Below are 16211 nucleotides of genomic sequence, written 5' to 3' on the forward strand. Positions count from 1 at the left end.
AAGGAAGATTCCTGTGATTAAGCCCCTCGCGCTTGCTGTCAGTGTTGCCAGCGCCCTGCTCTCCCTCCCAAGCCAGGCCTACGAGTACGGCGAACATGCCGCCACCACCCTGGATCGCCTGATCAACGATTACCCCGGCCGCTATCGCGGCACCGCCAACTTCGCCGGCGCTGCCGACTGGATGCAAAGCCAGATGGGCAACGCCTACAGCATCAGCCGTCAGGATTTCAGCTGGAACAGTGGCAGCCGCCGTTCGCAGAACGTGGTCGCCTACGCTGCCGGCACGAAACCGCAGTACGTCGTGGTCGGTGCGCACTTCGACACCTACTTCGGTCGCCCGACCCTGCAAGGCCTGGACGACAACGGTTCCGGCGCCAGCGTACTGACGGAAATCGCCCGCAACCTCGGCGGCCTGAAACTGGAGAACGGCTTGCAAGTGGTCGGCTTCGGCGCCGAAGAAGAAGGCCTGCGCGGTTCCAAGGCGTTTGTCGAATCCCTGAGCGCCAGCCAGCGCGCCAACATGCTGGCCATGATCAACCTCGACAGCCTGATCACTGGCGACATGATGTACGCCCACGCGGGCCAGAACAGCATCGACAACCCGGCCTTGGCGTCCTTGCGCGAACACACCTTGAAAATCGCCAGGGAACTGAACATCAACCTGTTCACCAACCCTGGCCTCGACCCGGCCTACCCCAAAGGCACCGGTTGCTGCAGCGACGGCGAGGCCTTTGAAAAGCTCAACGTCCCGATTCTCTATATAGAAGCCACCAACTGGGAACTGGGCGCCATGGACGGCTACACCCAGACCAGCAACCCGGCGATCCCCGGCGGTTCGACCTGGCATGACCCGGCCGAAGACAACGAGAAAGTCCTGACCAACGCCTTCGGCCAGGAACGCATCGACCAGCGCCTGCGCGATTACTCGCGCCTGCTCAGCCGCCTCGTGCTGGAACTGACCAACGCCGACCTGCTGGCTTCCACCGCCTCGGGCGGTGCGGTAGCACGCAATCAGCAGGACAACCTGCAACGCCAGCATCAAGCCATGGTGCGCCTGCATGACCGCCGCTGGCTGACGCTGCAAGCCATGAGCCGCGAGGTCGGCAGTTTTGATGGCGAAATCGGCGTCGACGGCGAATACAACCCCGACAGCGGTTTCGACACGGCGCCCAACCCAGAAGCACGTCGCCTGGGCGTGCACGCACTCGGCGATTATCAGTTGAGTTCAAGCCTGAACATCGGCGCCAGCCTCAGCTACCTCAGCGGTCGCGACAAACTGGAGCACGGCGGCAAACTCGACAGCGACACCTGGCAGGCAGCGGTCTACGCCTTGCTCAACGATGGCGGGCCGCAATGGCTGGCGGGCGACCTGAGCGCCGGCCGTACGCGTTTCGACTCGAAACGTAACCTGGTGATCCAGGCCAATGGCGGCCCGGTGTTGCTCAATCAACAGCTCACCGGTGACACCGACGCCCTGACCCTCGGCGCGCGGGTGCTCGGCGGTTATGACTTCGACTTCGGCCCGGTCAAGAGCGGCCCCTTCGCCGGTCTCGACTACAATCACTACCGCATCGACGGCTTCCACGAGAAACAGGACTTGCGCACCGCCCTCGGCTATCAGGAACAACGCTTCGATTCGCTGGAAGCCAGCCTCGGCTGGCGCGTACGCGGCACGCTGGGCCTGCCTTACGGCATGAGCCTGCTGCCTTACGGCGACATCGCGTGGGTCAAGGAGTTGGGTGACGGGCGCCTGGAAGACCTCGACCTCACCAGCCGCGCCGACAGCCAGGTGCGCGTCGCCGAACTGGGCTCCGTGGACAAGAGCTTTGGCCGCGCACAAGTCGGCAGCCAATTGGCAATCACTCCACAGCTTGGGGTGTTCGCGGAGGTCAACAGCCGCATCGGTCACGACGAAGGCAGCCAGACCGGTTACTCCCTCGGCGTGCAGTGGATGTTCTAAGCCTTAGCGAGCCGGCTGCTTGAAGACGTAGAACAGGTTCGGCTCGCTCACCAGGTACACCGTGCCGTCATCGTCCATGGCGATCCCTTCCGCTTGCGGCACGGTTTCACGCAACCCCTGGCGGCCCTTGAGCAATGACATCGTACTCAGCGGCCGACCATCGACATCCAGCTCGATCACCAGCCGCGACTCATCCGACAATGCCAGCAAATGACCGCTGCGCTCGTCGTATTGCAGGCTCGACAAATCGCGCACGAACAACCCGGCATCGCGCTTGGGGTTGTTGATCACATGCACGGCGTAGGACTTCTCCGGGTTGTAGTGGGGAAACCCCTGCACCTCATAGATCAGCATCGGGTCGCGTTCCTTGGCCACGAACAACCTTTTGCCCACCGAATCGTAGGCCAACCCTTCGAACCCTTTGTTGCTGCGCATGTGCACACCGAGGCTGATTTGCTCGGCGTCCGCGGCATCGAGAAACACCGTGTCGTCTTGCAGGTGAATCTTGATCAGGCGTTGCTGGCGCTCGTCAGTGATGACATAGGTGTTGGCGCTGATGAACTCAACGGCTTCTGGATCACCGAAGCCGACCAACGCCACGCGGCGCAGAATGTGGCCGTCGAGGGACAGCTCGATCAGCTCGGCGTTTTGATTGGTGACGGTAAACAGGCTTTTTCGCACCGGGTCGTAGGTCAGGGCCGACACGTCATCGTCCAGCCCGACGATGGGTTGCGCCTCAAGGGTCACCCGATACTGAGCCAAGCCCATGGACTGCTCGTCGACCGGCCCCAGCCAGGATTGCCAGTTGAACCAGGCCCGCTCGAACAGACGGTAATGCTGCCCGGCGAACCCCGAAACCAACAAGGCAACGCAGCATACGATCAGCAGTATGGGGGTGGGGCGGGCAAGTCGGCGCATTCGCAGAAAGCTCAAAGTCAAAAAGGGTGGGATGAAATACCACGATTTCATGAATTCAAACTTAATCCTGAATCAGATTGGCTGCCGATGTTTATCCAAACATAACGGCCAACAGCCAAAACGCGAGGGCCCTACTTCTTTTCGAACCGATAGAACAGGTTCGGCTCACTCACGATATAGAGCGTCCCGGCCTCGTCCATGGCCACGCCCTCAGCCCGCGGGATGGTGTCTTTCAAGCCATTAAAGCCACCCAGCAGGGTCATGAAGCTGACCTGCTCGCCCTGCTCGTCGAGTTCGAGCAGCAGGTGAGAGTCGGCGGACAACACCAGGGTATGTCCGGTGCGTGGATCAATCGCCAGGGCCGACAGGTTGCGCAGGTCCAATTCGTCGCTGGGCAGTTTCTGCTTGTCGCCCGTCAGCGTCTGGCTGCCGTCGCTTTTCCAGGTAAACAGCGCCGGTGGGCGCTCTTCACCCAACAGCAATTGCTGCTTGCGCGGGTCCCAGGCAATCGCCTCGAAGGCCTTGTTCTGATCCTTGGACGGACCGAGGTCGTACTGGGGGAAGTTGTTGATGTTCAGCTCAAGGGTGTCGGGCTCGACCTTGACGATGGACAGCACGTGCTTGCGTTCATCGACGATGGCGATCAGGCCGTTTTCCATCACCGCCACGCCTTCAGGGTTACCCCAGCCCACCAGTTTGATCTTGCGCAGTACATCACCTTGCAGCGTCAGCTCAGCCAGGAACGGCTTTTTGCCCATGACCGAGAATAGGGTCTTGCTCAACGGGTTGTAGGCCAGGTCCGATGCTTCATCGCCTTCCATGCCCGGCAACAGTTTCGCGTCGACTACCGCACGGTAATCCGGCAACCAGATACTTTCCTTGCGTGCAGCCGGGCTTTCAAAGCGCTCCGACACCCAAAGCAGGCCACGATCATCCCAATGCATCGCCACCGATACGCCATACACCACCACCCCGACCAGCAACAGCCAGGAATACCAGCGCATGGAGAAACGCGAGCGGCGAGAAATCTTGAGTTCGGGCAGCGGTTGAGTGTCCATCAAGGAAAGCGTTCCAGAAATTCAGGCTAAGGGTAATAGCACAAGGAGTCAGGCTAAGACGCCCAGAAGCGAAAATTATCCAGATTTGATGTAAAAAAAATGGCAAATGGCGGGATTGCCCTTTTACTGCAGATCACAAAAACCAGTGTGGGAGCGAGCAGACTGAACGCCTGCCCGACTCTCTCCCACGGGGTTTTTCGGTGTTTGGGCTAGCGAACGCGGCTGGTGAAACGGCTGACGCCGGGCAGTTCCAACACCAGTTCATCGCCGACATTCAGCGGGCCGACGCCCACTGGCGTGCCGGTGAGAATCACGTCACCGGCCTGCAGCGAGAAGCAGCCGGCCATGTGCTGGATCATCGGCACAATCGGATTGAGCATGGCGCTGCTGTTGCCGTCCTGGCGAACCTCACCGTTGATGGTCAGGCGAATGCCAATGTCGGCCAGGTCGGCAAACGTACCGGCGGCCACAAACGGTGCAAATACCGCCGCGCCGTCGAACGACTTGGCGATTTCCCACGGCAGGCCCTTGGACTTGAGCTCGGCCTGTTTGTCACGCAGGGTCAGGTCCAGCGCGGGCGCGAAGCCGGAGATGGCATCGAGCACTTCTTCGCGGCTCGGCTTGGTCGACAAGGGCTTGCCGATCAACACCGCGATTTCCGCCTCGTAATGCACCGAGCCACGCTCGGTCGGAATGGTAAAACCGCCTTCCAGCGGTACCACGCAACTGCCCGGCTTGATGAACAACAGCGGCTCGGTCGGTACCGGGTTATCCAGTTCCTTGGCGTGTTCGGTGTAGTTACGCCCGATGCACACCACTTTCCCGAGCGGGAAGTGAATACGCGTACCGTCGACATACTGGTGCTGATAGCTCATTACCGACTCCCTTATGGATTCATCAGGTGCAGCAGTTTCAAACAGCGAAGATCTTGCCCGGGTTCATGATGCCGTTCGGGTCGAACACCGCCTTGACCGCTTTCATGTACTCGATCTCAACCGGGGAACGGCTGTAGGTCAAGTAATCACGCTTGGTCATGCCCACGCCGTGTTCGGCGGAAATCGAGCCGTTGTACTTCTCGACGGTTTCGAACACCCACTTGTTGACGGTCGCGCACTTGGCGAAGAACTCATCCTTGCTCAGGTTTTCTGGTTTGAGGATGTTCAAGTGCAGGTTGCCATCGCCGATGTGCCCGAACCAGACGATTTCGAAGTCCGGGTAGTGCTCGCCGACGATCGCGTCGATTTCCTTGAGGAACGCCGGCACTTTCGACACGGTGACCGAGATGTCGTTCTTGTACGGCGTCCAGTGGGAAATGGTTTCGGAGATGTATTCGCGCAGCTTCCAGAGGTTTTGCAGTTGCGATTCGCTTTGGCTCATCACGCCGTCCAGCACCCAGCCCTGCTCCACGCAATGCTCGAAGGTTTCCAGGGCGTGGTTGGCCACTTCCTCAGTGGTCGCTTCGAATTCCAGCAGCGCGTAGAACGGGCAGTCGGATTCGAATGGCGCCGGCACATCGCCGCGCGCCAGGACTTTGGCCAGGGCCTTGTCGGAAAAGAATTCAAACGCCGTCAGGTCGAGCTTGCTTTGGAAAGCGTGCAGCACCGGCATGATCGAGTCGAAATCGGCGGTGCCAAGCACCATCGCGGTGAGGTTTTTCGGCGCACGGTCCAGGCGCATGGTCGCTTCGACCACAAAACCCAGAGTGCCTTCAGCGCCGATGAACAGCTGACGGAGGTCGTAACCCGTGGCGTTCTTGATCAGGTCACGGTTCAGCTCCAGCACATCGCCCTTGCCGGTCACGACTGTCATGCCAGCGACCCAGTTACGGGTCATGCCGTAGCGAATAACCTTGATCCCACCGGCATTGGTGCCGATGTTGCCGCCAATCTGACTGGAACCGGCAGAAGCGAAGTCCACCGGGTAGTACAGGCCATTTTCTTCGGCGCGGTTTTGCAGTTGTTCAGTGACCACGCCTGGCTGGCAGACCGCCGTGCGGTCGGTCAGGTTCACGTCGAGGATCTGGTTCATGTAGTCGAACGACACCACCACTTCGCCATTGGCGGCGACGGCGGCAGCGGACAGACCGGTGCGACCACCGGACGGCACCAGCGCGACCTTGTGTTCATTGGCCCAACGGACAATGGCCTGGACCTGTTCGGTGGTCTTGGGAAACACAATGGCCGTCGGGGCCGGGGCGAAATGCTTGGTCCAATCCTTGCCATAAGCATTGAGGGAGTCGGCATCGGTCAGCACCTTGCCAGGCTCAACCAGGGTCTTCAGCTCATCAATCAGGGCAGGATTGGTCATCGACAGAACTCTCGAACAATTCATGGTCATCCTGAGAACGCTTCACGTCGCAGGAATGAGTGTTTAGCGGGGAGCGTATGCTAGCATACCGACCCCGCAGGATAGTGCCCAAGGGCGTTCTGCGGTGACGGCTTTCCTGCCGTCCGGGTCAGCTTGCGCTGCTCGATTCCCTGCCATTTTTCTCCGGGATACAGGTTTACGCAGATGAGCAAGACTTCTCTCGATAAGAGCAAGATCAAGTTCCTTCTTCTCGAAGGCGTCCACCAATCAGCTGTCGACGTCCTCAAGGCGGCGGGCTACACCAGCATCGAGTACCTCACAGGTTCTCTGCCGGAAGCCCAGCTGAAGGAAAAGATCGCTGATGCTCACTTCATCGGCATTCGCTCCCGTACTCAACTGACCGAAGAAATCTTCGATCACGCGAAGAAACTGGTCGCCGTGGGCTGTTTCTGCATCGGCACCAACCAGGTCGACCTGAGCGCTGCCCGCGAACGCGGTATCGCCGTGTTCAACGCGCCGTACTCCAACACCCGTTCGGTGGCCGAGCTGGTATTGGCCGAAGCGATCCTGTTGCTGCGCGGCATCCCTGAGAAAAACGCTTCCTGCCACCGTGGCGGCTGGATCAAGAGCGCAGCCAACTCCTTCGAAATCCGCGGCAAGAAGCTGGGCATCGTCGGTTATGGCTCGATCGGTACTCAACTGTCGGTCCTGGCTGAAGGCTTAGGGATGCAGGTGTACTTCTACGACACCGTGACCAAGCTGCCGCTGGGCAACGCGACCCAGGTCGGCAACCTGCACGAACTGCTGGGCATGTCCGACATCGTGACCCTGCACGTTCCGGAAACCGCTGCCACCCAGTGGATGATCGGCGAGAAAGAAATCCGCGCCATCAAGAAGGGCGGGATCCTGATCAACGCCGCTCGCGGCACTGTGGTTGAACTGCAAGCCCTGGCGGACGCGATCAAGGACAAGCACCTGATCGGCGCGGCCATCGATGTATTCCCGGTGGAGCCACGCTCCAACGACGAAGAGTTCGAAAGCCCGCTGCGTGGCCTGGACAACGTGATCCTGACCCCGCACATCGGCGGTTCTACCGCTGAAGCGCAGGCCAACATCGGTCTGGAAGTGGCAGAGAAACTGGTCAAGTACAGCGACAACGGTACGTCGGTGTCTTCGGTCAATTTCCCGGAAGTGGCCCTGCCGGCTCACCCTGGCAAGCACCGTTTGCTGCACATCCACGAGAACATCCCGGGTGTGATGAGCGAGATCAACAAGGTTTTCGCCGAAAACGGTATCAACATCTCCGGTCAGTTCCTGCAAACCAACGAGAAAGTCGGCTACGTGGTCATCGACGTCGACGCCGAGTACTCGGACCTGGCGCAAGAGAAGCTGCAACACATCAACGGCACCATTCGTTGCCGCGTGTTGTTCTAACGCTCAAGCGTCAATAAAAAGGGAGACCCGCGGGTCTCCCTTTTTCATGCCTGAAAACTGCTTACTTGACCGTCACGGTGATTTTTTCCGACACGATGGGTGGATCGAACGGCACGTGGTTCTTGTCACCCAGCTCCAGTTGCAGTGTATGTTTGCCCGGAGCCAGTTTGATGTCGGCTTCGGTTTGCGCCTTGCCGAAGTGCATGTGATTGGCGTCCATCGGGATGGGCATGTTCTCGGCCGGCAGTTTGTCGACATCGATCAGCAAGTGGTGGTGACCGGTGTTTTTGGTCTGGTCGCCCGCTGGCGCCAGGGCAACGCCCTCGACCGCGAACTTGACCTTGAAAGATTCGCCGACCGTGGCGCCGTCAGCCGGGGAGACGATATACACTTTCGCATCCTTGGGGGCCGGGGTACGAGGAATCCCGTCTGCAGCACCCGCGAGCATCGAGGCACTCAGGAGCAAACCGGCCAAAGCGGCACGTGACATAAAGGGTTTCATACTATTCTCCAGTTTTTCGCAAAATCCGTGCGGTTATGACAACTTCGTAGCAATTCGTTGTCGAAGGCAACCACCACCATAGCAAAGCGAGCCGCAACGGCGCATCGCCCATCAAAATACAAAGGAGTGACCATGCGTTTTTGGCCTGGCCTGTTACTGTCTCTGCCGCTTGTAAGCACCTGTGCTTTTGCCGAACTGATCGACGATGTGAATGACCGAGGCGAACTGCGTATCGCCCTGGAAGCCAATACCCCACCGTTCAATTTCAAGGATGACGGCAAACTCACCGGTTTCGAGGTGGAGTTGGGGCAATTGCTGGCCGGTGAACTCGATGTGCGGGCCGACTTCGTCGTCGCCGAAGAGTCAGACCTGCTGCCAGGCGTCGAGAGCGGCAAGTACGACATCGCCATCAACCACATAGCAATGACTCCGGAACTCAAAGACCGTTTCGACTTCAGCGAGCCTTACAGCTATTCCAGCGCACAATTGATTGTGCGCAAGGAAGAGCAACGCCCACTCGGCACTTTGCAGGCACTCAAGGGGCAGGCGCTGGGCGTGGCGCAAGGCAGCCAGTTCGTTGACCAGGCACGCACCGTGGAAGGCATCGACCTGCGCAGCTACCCCGACGCCCAGCAACCGATCAAGGAAGTGGCCGACAAGCAAATCGACGCGGCCATCAGTGATCGCCTGCTGATTCCCTACGCGATCCGCGAAAGCCGTTTACCGGTCAAGGAAGGCGCCAAGGTCGGGCCGACCCTGAGTCTGGGCATTCCCTTCCAGAAGGGTAACCCGGCCTTCCAGGCCAGCCTCGACAGCGCTTTGCAGCGGATCAAGGCTGATGGCCGGTTGATGGCATTGTCCGAGAAGTGGTTCGGCATGGACGCGAGCTTGCCGCCAAAACCGTAAGGCAAGGGGATTCCCAATGTGGGAACGAGCCTGCTCGCACCCACAGGAACAGGTGAACCCTATTGGATGAGCGCTGCCAACGCGACCGCCGCCTCAGCCAACTCCAGCTCGCTGAACACCTGCACGCCATGGCGGGTCAACAAGGCTGCGGTAACACCCTCGCCGCTGACCTTGACCCCACTGAAGGTGCCATCATACGTCAGCAGGTTGCCGCAGGACGGGCTGTTGGCCTTCAGCACGGCGATCCGGATGGCGTGTCTTTGCACCAGCTCCAGTGCCTGCCGGGCGCCCGAGAGGAATTCGGCGCTGACGTCCTCGCCCTCGCTCGTCATCACCCGTGCACGGCCGTCGAGGACTTCAATACCCTGCCCGCCCGGAATCTCCGCCGCAGCCCTTGGCGTCGGCAAGCCGCCGGCGACCTCCGGGCACAGCGGCACTACCCGGCCTTCGGCAATCCACTGCTCCAATTGGTTGAACGGCCCGCTCGCCCCGCCGTCGTAACGCACGCGGTGGCCGAGCAGGCAGCGACTCACAAGGATTTTGTGCATAGTCAGAACGGCTCGTTGCCCCGCCGCCGAAACCAGCCGGTCAACGACAGGCGATCCCGGGTCGCGGGCATGACTTCATGGGGCACTTCACCCGACAGGAACACCACCAGGCAACCGCCGGTCGGCACCACGTCGTGTTCAACACCCTCTTCCAGGTACATGCGCAACTGGCCGCCATGTTCCGGCAGCCAGGCGTCATTGAGGTAAATCACCGCCGAGACCATGCGCCGGTCGTCGTCGCGAAAGCGGTCGACGTGCTTGAGGTAGAACGCACCGGGCGGGTACAGGGCGAAATGGCTTTCGAAATCCTCCAGCCCCAGGAACAGCCCGCGATTCATGGCCTCGCGCAGGCTGTCCATCAGCCCCAGGTAGCTGTCGCACGGCTCGGCCTGGCCGGGTTCGAGCCACTGAATGTGGTCGCCGCGAATCCCCTCGCGAATCTCCGAAAAAGGCCCGCGTCCCACCGCCGCCGGGGCGAGTTCACCCTCAGCCGCACGTTTACGGCACTCGGCCGCCAGCTCCAGGGTCAGGTCCTGGGGCAGGAAAATATTCTGCTGCGACCAGCCGCGTTCAGCCAGGTCGTCGACGATACGTAACAGCAGCGGGTGATCAGAGGGTATTTGCATGCCGCGCATAGTATTCCTGTGCCTGAAAATCCGACAGAGCCGTGTAGCGGGCTGATACGAATTCTCGACAACGTGTGTCTGGCCCCGGAGAATGGTCGCCTGCTGACAGGAGTCCCTATGCGCCGTTTGCTTTTCTCACTGTTGATGTTCTGCACGTTGCCCGCCTGGGCAGACGGCCACGACCAGTTGTACAAGGTCGCCGGTTGGCCAGAACAACGCGCGCATTTCAGTGATGCCCTCACCGCCGCCCAGCAACGTTATCAAAACAGCCTGCCGCCCGCCGTGTTCCAGGCGCTGGTGAATAACAGCAATCAGCGCTTTTCGCCCCAGGCCATGGATCGTCGCGCCGAGGCGCAGTTGCGCCAGAACCTCAGCGACCCGAAACCGGCGCTGGCGTTCTTTCAGTCGCCGCTGGGACGCAAGATTATCGCCGCCGAGCTGCTGGCGACCCGTCGCGATCAATTGGCCAAGAACGCCAAGGGCCTGCCGAAGATGGAGGCCAGCGACACTCGCCAGCTCATCATCGGCCATCTGGCCCAGGCATTGCCCGCACGCGAAGCAGGGGCCGAAGTCAGCCTGGCCATCGCTGGCGTGGCTGCCGACAGCCTGAGCCAGATGATCCCCGGCCTGCTCGGAGGCGGTCAGGCCCAAGGTATGCTGAACGGTCAGCGCCAGCGCTTGATGGAACAGATCGGCGCCGACCTGAACAACACCCTGCTTTACGTGTACCGCGACTTGTCCGACCCGGAGCTGGAAGAGTTTGCCACCTTCGCCGAATCGACCGAGGGCAAGGCTTACTATCAGGCCGCGTTGGCCGCCATTCGCGCAGGTCTGGCGGTGGGGCAAAGCGCGTCGAACCTCAGCCAGTAACCTTTGGCGCCTGATAAATCGCCTTCGCGGGCAAAGAGGCCGGAACTACCGCTAGGGATTCAGCCCTTTGATCCGCTGGGTCAAATAGCCGAAATATTGATCGCGAAACGCCTGGGTCTCATTGGCCAGGTGATGCCGCGCCTCGGGCATCATCAGCACCTGCGGCTGATCGAACTTGCCCTCGAGCACGCCCAGGTTGTGCTGCCAGTCCACCGTCATGTCCGCCTGCCCCTGCACGATAATCGGCCGCCGGGCGCTGCGCGGCGCCGCTTCAATACGCTTGATCCAGCGGCCCAGCGCACCGACCCACGCCGTGGGCAACCGCTGTGGCTGCAACGGATCGGCCAGCAGGAACGGCAGGAAACCCGGATCGTTGGAGTTCTCGCTGAACCGTCGGGCAATGCCGTTGACGAACGGCCTGAGCAGGTAGTAACTCAATTGCGACCAGCCCCAGGCTCGTGGCCGCACCAGCGGTGACAGCAAAATCGTCAGCCCCTGCGCCGGGCTGTCGAGCCCATGATGAAGCAAGTGATCCACCACAATCGCCCCACCGGTACTTTGCCCGCACAGGTGCCACGGCTGCGGCAGGTCCAGAGACCGGGCCTCGTTGAACAGGCCCTGCAACGCGGCCTGATAGTCGGCGAAGTCGTCGATGCTGGCACGCTCGCCACTGGACAGGCCATGGCCCGGCAGGTCGCAGGCGATTACCACGAAACCCTGCTCCAGCGCCCATTCGATCACATGCGTGTAGAGCCCCATGTGATCGTAGAAACCGTGCAGCAGAAACAACGTCGCTACTGGCTGCTGCGGCCACCAGACCTGGCTGACCACCTCGAAATCGCCCACCGCGAAGCGTCCCAGGGCACGTTTGACCGGCACGCTGTGCCGGGCAAAGTCCAGCCCATAAAAACGCTGGTAAGCCAACGCCTCTTCCGACAACGGCTGCCGCTCGGCCAATGGTCGCAGGCTGGCACGCAAGTGATCGGGGTTGAAGGTCGCTGACATGAGGGGGATTCCAGGCAAACGCGCAGTGCGCAAAACAGACTTTATAAGCCTGCGATATTCATCTGTCGCGGCAAGCATGGCAAGCTACGCGACCTTCGAGGACCGATCCGTATGCGCCCGTCTTACCGCACGACCCTGCTTGCCAGCCTGCTCGTTCTTGTGTGCGCCGGTGCGCTGTGGGCAGCGTATGACTGGTTTGAGGGGCGCTATCTGCGGGCATTCAGCTCCCACACGGCAGTGTTTTCCGGCGACCCGCTGCGCCTGCCCGATGAACTGGCCGGCCCCGGCGCCGTGCGGCTGGTGCACTTCTGGGACCCGGCCTGCCCATGCAACGTCGGCAACCAGCAGCACCTGGCCGAACTGATCGAACACTATGCACCGCAGGGCGTGGAGTTTTACGCGGTACAAAAACCCGGCACTCACGGTCAGTTGCCTGGCACCTTGAGCAGCCTGAAACACCTCGAAGCGCTGCCCGGCAGTGAACAGATCCCCGCCAGCCCAGCCGTGGCGATCTGGGACCGCAGCGGCAAACTGGCGTACTTCGGCCCGTACAGCGAAGGCCTGACCTGCAATTCCAGCAACAGTTTTATCGAACCGATCCTGCAAGCGTTGAACGAAGGCCGTGCGGTGGATGCCACGCACACCCTGGCGGTGGGCTGCTATTGTCCGTGGCCGGGCGACACGCACTAAGGCATTGCAGACTTTTCCAGGACGCCGATGCCCGGCACCGCAGGTCTGTGCTAACTGTTTGTAGCCACGAGGGCTGCACCCCCGATCGCACAAGGAGTCACCATGAAACGCGTCCTGACCGTCCTCGCCCTGCTGCTGGTCGCCCTCGCCGTCGCGGCGGGCGGCTACCTCTACAGCAAGCAGCCCACGCGTCAGGGCCTGGTGGAGTTGCAGCAACTGCAAGGTTCGGTGACCGTGCGGTACGACGAGCGCGGCATCGCGCATATCCGCGCCGAAAACGAAACCGACCTCTATCGCGCCCTGGGTTACGTGCATGCCCAGGACCGGTTGTTCCAGATGGAAGCCATGCGTCGCCTGGCCCGTGGCGAGCTGGCCGAAGTCCTCGGGCCGAAGCTGCTCGACACCGACAAACTGTTCCGCAGCCTGCGCATTCGTGAACGCGCCGAAACCTATGTCGCCGCACTCGACCGCCAGTCCCCGGCCTGGAAGGCCCTGCAAGCCTATCTGGACGGCATCAACCAGTATCAGGACAACCACGCGGCGCCCGTGGAGTTCGACGTGCTGGGCATCCGCAAACGCCCGTTCACGGCCGAAGACACCATCAGCGTCGCCGGGTACATGGCCTACAGCTTTGCCGCGGCGTTTCGTACCGAACCCTTGTTGACCTACGTACGCGATCAACTGGGCAGCGACTACCTGAACATCTTCGACCTCGACTGGCAGCCCAAGGGCGCACTTGCCAAAGGGCGCGCCGCCACGCCACCGCCCCTGGCCAACATGGACTGGCAGGACCTCAACGCCATCGCCCGCCTGAGCGAGCAGGCGCTGGCCGACAATGGCCTGCCGCAGTTCGAGGGCAGCAACGCCTGGGCCATCTCCGGCACCCGGACCCAAAGTGGCAAGCCGCTGCTGGCGGGCGATCCGCACATCCGGTTCTCGGTGCCATCGGTGTGGTACGAAGCTCAACTTTCAGCGCCGGGTTTTGAACTCTACGGCCATCATCAGGCGCTGGTGCCCTTCGCCTTCCTGGGCAACAACCTGGAGTTCGGCTGGAGCCTGACGATGTTCCAGAACGATGACCTCGACCTGATCGCCGAGAAGGCCAACCCGGACAACGCCAATCAGGTCTGGTATCGCGGCAAATGGGTCGACCTGATCAACACCGAGCAGCAGATTGCCGTGAAAGGCCAGGCGCCCGTCACCCTGACGCTGCGTCAGTCGCCCCACGGGCCGATCATCAACGACGTACTCGGGGCCAACGCCGGCAAGGCACCGGTCGCCATGTGGTGGGCGTTCCTGGAGACCCAGAACCCGATCCTCGAAGGTTTCTACCAGTTGAACCGCGCCGACACCCTGGCCAAGGCCCGCGCCGCCTCGGCCAAGGTTCAGGCGCCGGGGCTGAACATTGTCTGGGCCAACGCCAAGGGTGATATCGGCTGGTGGGCTGCGGCGCAATTGCCCAAGCGCCCGGCCGGGGTCAAGCCGGGGTTTATCCTCGACGGCAGCAGCAACCAGCCGGACAAGGACGGTTTCTACCCGTTCAGCGCCAACCCGCAGGAAGAGAACCCGGCACGCGGCTACATCGTCTCGGCCAACTTTCAGCCGGTGTCGCCCACCGGCATGGAGATCCCCGGTTACTACAACCTGGCCGACCGTGGGCAGCAGCTCAATCGCCAGCTCAGCGACAAAAGCGTGAAGTGGAACATCGAGGCCAGCCAGGCCCTGCAACTGGGCACCACCACCGCTTATGGCCCGCGCCTGCTGGCGCCTTTGCTGCCAGTGCTGCGTGAGGTGGTCAGCGATCCGCTGGAACTGAAACTGGTTGAACAACTGGCGCAGTGGAAAGGCGATTACCCGCTGGAGTCCACCAGTGCCACGGTGTTCAACCAGTTCCTGTTCAACCTGGCCGACGCCGCGCTGCACGACGAACTCGGCGACGGCTTCTTCGACACACTGCTGTCGACCCGGGTCATCGATGCGGCGCTGCCAAGGCTCGCCGCTTCACCCGACTCGCCGTGGTGGGATAACCGTAACACCCTGGGCAAGGAAAGCCGCGCCGACACGGTCAACGCCGCGTGGCGAGCAACCATTGCCCATTTGAAAACAACCCTGGGCCCTGACTCGGCGCAATGGCAATGGGGCAAGGCCCACACCCTGACCCACGGCCATCCACTCGGCACGCAAAAGCCGCTGGAGCGGATCTTCAATGTCGGCCCCTTCGACGCCCCCGGTGCCCACGAAGTGCCGAACAACCTCACCTCGAAAATCGGCCCGGCGCCGTGGCCGGTCACCTACGGCCCCTCGACCCGGCGCATCATCGACTTCGCCGACCCGGCCCACAGCCTGACCATCAACCCGGTGGGCCAAAGTGGCGTGCCGTTCGACGCACACTTCGACGACCAGGCCGAAGCCTACATCGAAGGGGTCTACCATCAGGCTCACTTCAGCGACGAAGAAGTGACGGCCAACACCCGCAGCACCTTGAAGCTGCTGCCGGCTCGAGCCCGATAGTCGGCACTCGCCTTCCCGCGCACCGCACGGGAAGGCGCCTGAGGCGCTCAGTACGCTCTAGATCCCGCGCTGAAGCCTTCCCGGCGCCTCGGCCATAGGTTTGCTTGAACTTCTTGCTGAGCGCGGGCTCAGGCTCAAGCACGCCTGCCCCGCAAGCGTTCGGCCCGGCATTCTCCCGCCGGCACGATGGGTACGGCGTCCAGTCGTCCTGAAACTGACAACGCAGGTTCAGGCTGCCGCGCCGCTTGGCCAGGCCGATGAAGGTATCGATCGGGCTCATTTGCGCGTTGTGGACAAGCAACTCAGCGGATCGGGCAAACGCAAACCGCCTGGATGGACAAGACTGTATGTGTTGCAACAGCGCCCCTCAACCTGTTCAGGAGTTAACGCTATGTTCAATAACTGGTCCGAACTGCTGCCTACCATCCAGAAAGCCTTTGGCGCCCTGGGCAAGAGCAACCCGAAGATGGTCAAGGCCTACATGGCCCTGGAGGATGCCGCCGCTGAAAACGATGTGCTGGATGCCAAGACTCGCGAGCTGATTTCCATCGCCGTGGCGATCACCACCCGCTGTGACGGTTGCATCGGCGTGCATACCGATGCCGCGATCAAGGCCGGCGCCAGCCGCGAAGAAATTGCCGCTACGCTGGCGACAGCTATTTCACTGAATGCCGGCGCGGCGTACATCTACTCGCTGCGAGCACTTGAAGCGCATGACGCGCTGAAAGGCTGAGCACCAAACCTGTGGCGAGGAAGCTTGTTCCCGCTGGGCTGCGAAGCGGCCCAAAAACCTGCAACCGCGTTGTAACAGGTGTACCGCACCCACCGACTTTGGGAGTGCTGCGCACTCCAGCGGGAGCAAGCTCCCTCGCCACA

15 protein-coding genes are annotated in these 16211 nt (G+C 61.4%); 7 read left to right on the forward strand and 8 right to left on the reverse strand.

Going from position 1 to position 16211, the window contains the following annotated elements:
• Window positions 1-13 precede the first annotated feature (13 nt).
• The gene (locus AABM54_RS25035; RefSeq protein WP_347902576.1) at window positions 14-1960 is read left to right on the forward strand and encodes an autotransporter domain-containing protein; all 1947 of its coding nucleotides are present in this window, start codon (window positions 14-16) and stop codon (window positions 1958-1960) included.
• A 3-nt stretch (window positions 1961-1963) separates the two neighbouring features.
• On the opposite strand, the gene AABM54_RS25040 is transcribed toward AABM54_RS25035, so the two are convergent.
• From AABM54_RS25040 to AABM54_RS25055, 4 genes are all read right to left on the reverse strand, one after another.
• A complete protein-coding gene (locus AABM54_RS25040; RefSeq protein ID WP_347902577.1) occupies window positions 1964-2878 on the reverse strand; it encodes an SdiA-regulated domain-containing protein in 915 nt (304 codons plus the stop codon).
• Window positions 2879-3009: 131 nt separating this feature from the next.
• On the reverse strand, window positions 3010-3936 hold the full coding sequence (locus AABM54_RS25045) for an SdiA-regulated domain-containing protein (protein WP_347902578.1): 927 nt from the start codon (window positions 3934-3936) through the stop codon (window positions 3010-3012).
• 209 nt (window positions 3937-4145) lie between these two features.
• A complete protein-coding gene (locus AABM54_RS25050) occupies window positions 4146-4811 on the reverse strand; it encodes a fumarylacetoacetate hydrolase family protein (protein WP_347902579.1) in 666 nt (221 codons plus the stop codon).
• A gap of 37 nt (window positions 4812-4848) precedes the next feature.
• Entirely contained in the window at window positions 4849-6243 is a 1395-nt protein-coding gene (locus AABM54_RS25055) for an FAD-binding oxidoreductase (protein ID WP_347902580.1), read from the reverse strand.
• 204 nt (window positions 6244-6447) lie between these two features.
• Here AABM54_RS25055 and serA point away from each other — a divergent pair, with 204 nt between their 5' ends.
• Window positions 6448-7677 carry a phosphoglycerate dehydrogenase gene (gene serA, locus AABM54_RS25060; RefSeq protein ID WP_347902581.1) on the forward strand — a complete coding sequence of 410 codons (1230 nt, stop codon included), beginning with the start codon at window positions 6448-6450 and terminating at the stop codon, window positions 7675-7677.
• Window positions 7678-7738: 61 nt separating this feature from the next.
• On the opposite strand, the gene AABM54_RS25065 is transcribed toward serA, so the two are convergent.
• The gene (locus tag AABM54_RS25065) at window positions 7739-8179 is read right to left on the reverse strand and encodes a DUF4399 domain-containing protein (protein WP_347902582.1); all 441 of its coding nucleotides are present in this window, start codon (window positions 8177-8179) and stop codon (window positions 7739-7741) included.
• 132 nt (window positions 8180-8311) lie between these two features.
• On the opposite strand from AABM54_RS25065, the gene AABM54_RS25070 reads away from it, so the two are divergent.
• Window positions 8312-9085, forward strand: coding sequence for a transporter substrate-binding domain-containing protein (locus tag AABM54_RS25070; protein ID WP_347902583.1), 774 nt, complete (start codon window positions 8312-8314; stop codon window positions 9083-9085).
• Window positions 9086-9144: 59 nt separating this feature from the next.
• On the opposite strand, the gene AABM54_RS25075 is transcribed toward AABM54_RS25070, so the two are convergent.
• The gene (locus AABM54_RS25075; RefSeq protein ID WP_347902584.1) at window positions 9145-9633 is read right to left on the reverse strand and encodes a DUF523 domain-containing protein; all 489 of its coding nucleotides are present in this window, start codon (window positions 9631-9633) and stop codon (window positions 9145-9147) included.
• A 2-nt stretch (window positions 9634-9635) separates the two neighbouring features.
• On the reverse strand, window positions 9636-10268 hold the full coding sequence (locus AABM54_RS25080) for a 2OG-Fe(II) oxygenase (protein ID WP_347902585.1): 633 nt from the start codon (window positions 10266-10268) through the stop codon (window positions 9636-9638).
• Between the two features lie 108 nt (window positions 10269-10376).
• Here AABM54_RS25080 and AABM54_RS25085 point away from each other — a divergent pair, with 108 nt between their 5' ends.
• Window positions 10377-11129 (forward strand): DUF2059 domain-containing protein, encoded by a 753-nt coding sequence (locus AABM54_RS25085; protein ID WP_347902586.1) that lies wholly within the window; start codon window positions 10377-10379, stop codon window positions 11127-11129.
• 51 nt (window positions 11130-11180) lie between these two features.
• Here AABM54_RS25085 and AABM54_RS25090 read toward each other — a convergent pair whose 3' ends face one another.
• Window positions 11181-12134 carry an alpha/beta hydrolase gene (locus AABM54_RS25090; RefSeq protein WP_347902587.1) on the reverse strand — a complete coding sequence of 318 codons (954 nt, stop codon included), beginning with the start codon at window positions 12132-12134 and terminating at the stop codon, window positions 11181-11183.
• Between the two features lie 111 nt (window positions 12135-12245).
• On the opposite strand from AABM54_RS25090, the gene AABM54_RS25095 reads away from it, so the two are divergent.
• The 3 genes from AABM54_RS25095 to AABM54_RS25105 all read left to right on the forward strand — a co-directional run bounded on the left by AABM54_RS25095 (window position 12246) and on the right by AABM54_RS25105 (window position 16068).
• Window positions 12246-12824 carry a DUF6436 domain-containing protein gene (locus tag AABM54_RS25095; RefSeq protein ID WP_347902588.1) on the forward strand — a complete coding sequence of 193 codons (579 nt, stop codon included), beginning with the start codon at window positions 12246-12248 and terminating at the stop codon, window positions 12822-12824.
• A gap of 102 nt (window positions 12825-12926) precedes the next feature.
• Window positions 12927-15335, forward strand: a complete 2409-nt coding sequence (locus AABM54_RS25100) for a penicillin acylase family protein (RefSeq protein ID WP_347902589.1) — start codon at window positions 12927-12929, stop codon at window positions 15333-15335.
• A gap of 391 nt (window positions 15336-15726) precedes the next feature.
• Window positions 15727-16068 carry a carboxymuconolactone decarboxylase family protein gene (locus AABM54_RS25105; protein WP_347902590.1) on the forward strand — a complete coding sequence of 114 codons (342 nt, stop codon included), beginning with the start codon at window positions 15727-15729 and terminating at the stop codon, window positions 16066-16068.
• Window positions 16069-16211: the final 143 nt, after the last annotated feature.

This window comes from Pseudomonas purpurea (assembly GCF_039908635.1).
In the GTDB taxonomy this organism is placed as follows: Bacteria; Pseudomonadota; Gammaproteobacteria; order Pseudomonadales; family Pseudomonadaceae; genus Aquipseudomonas; species Aquipseudomonas purpurea.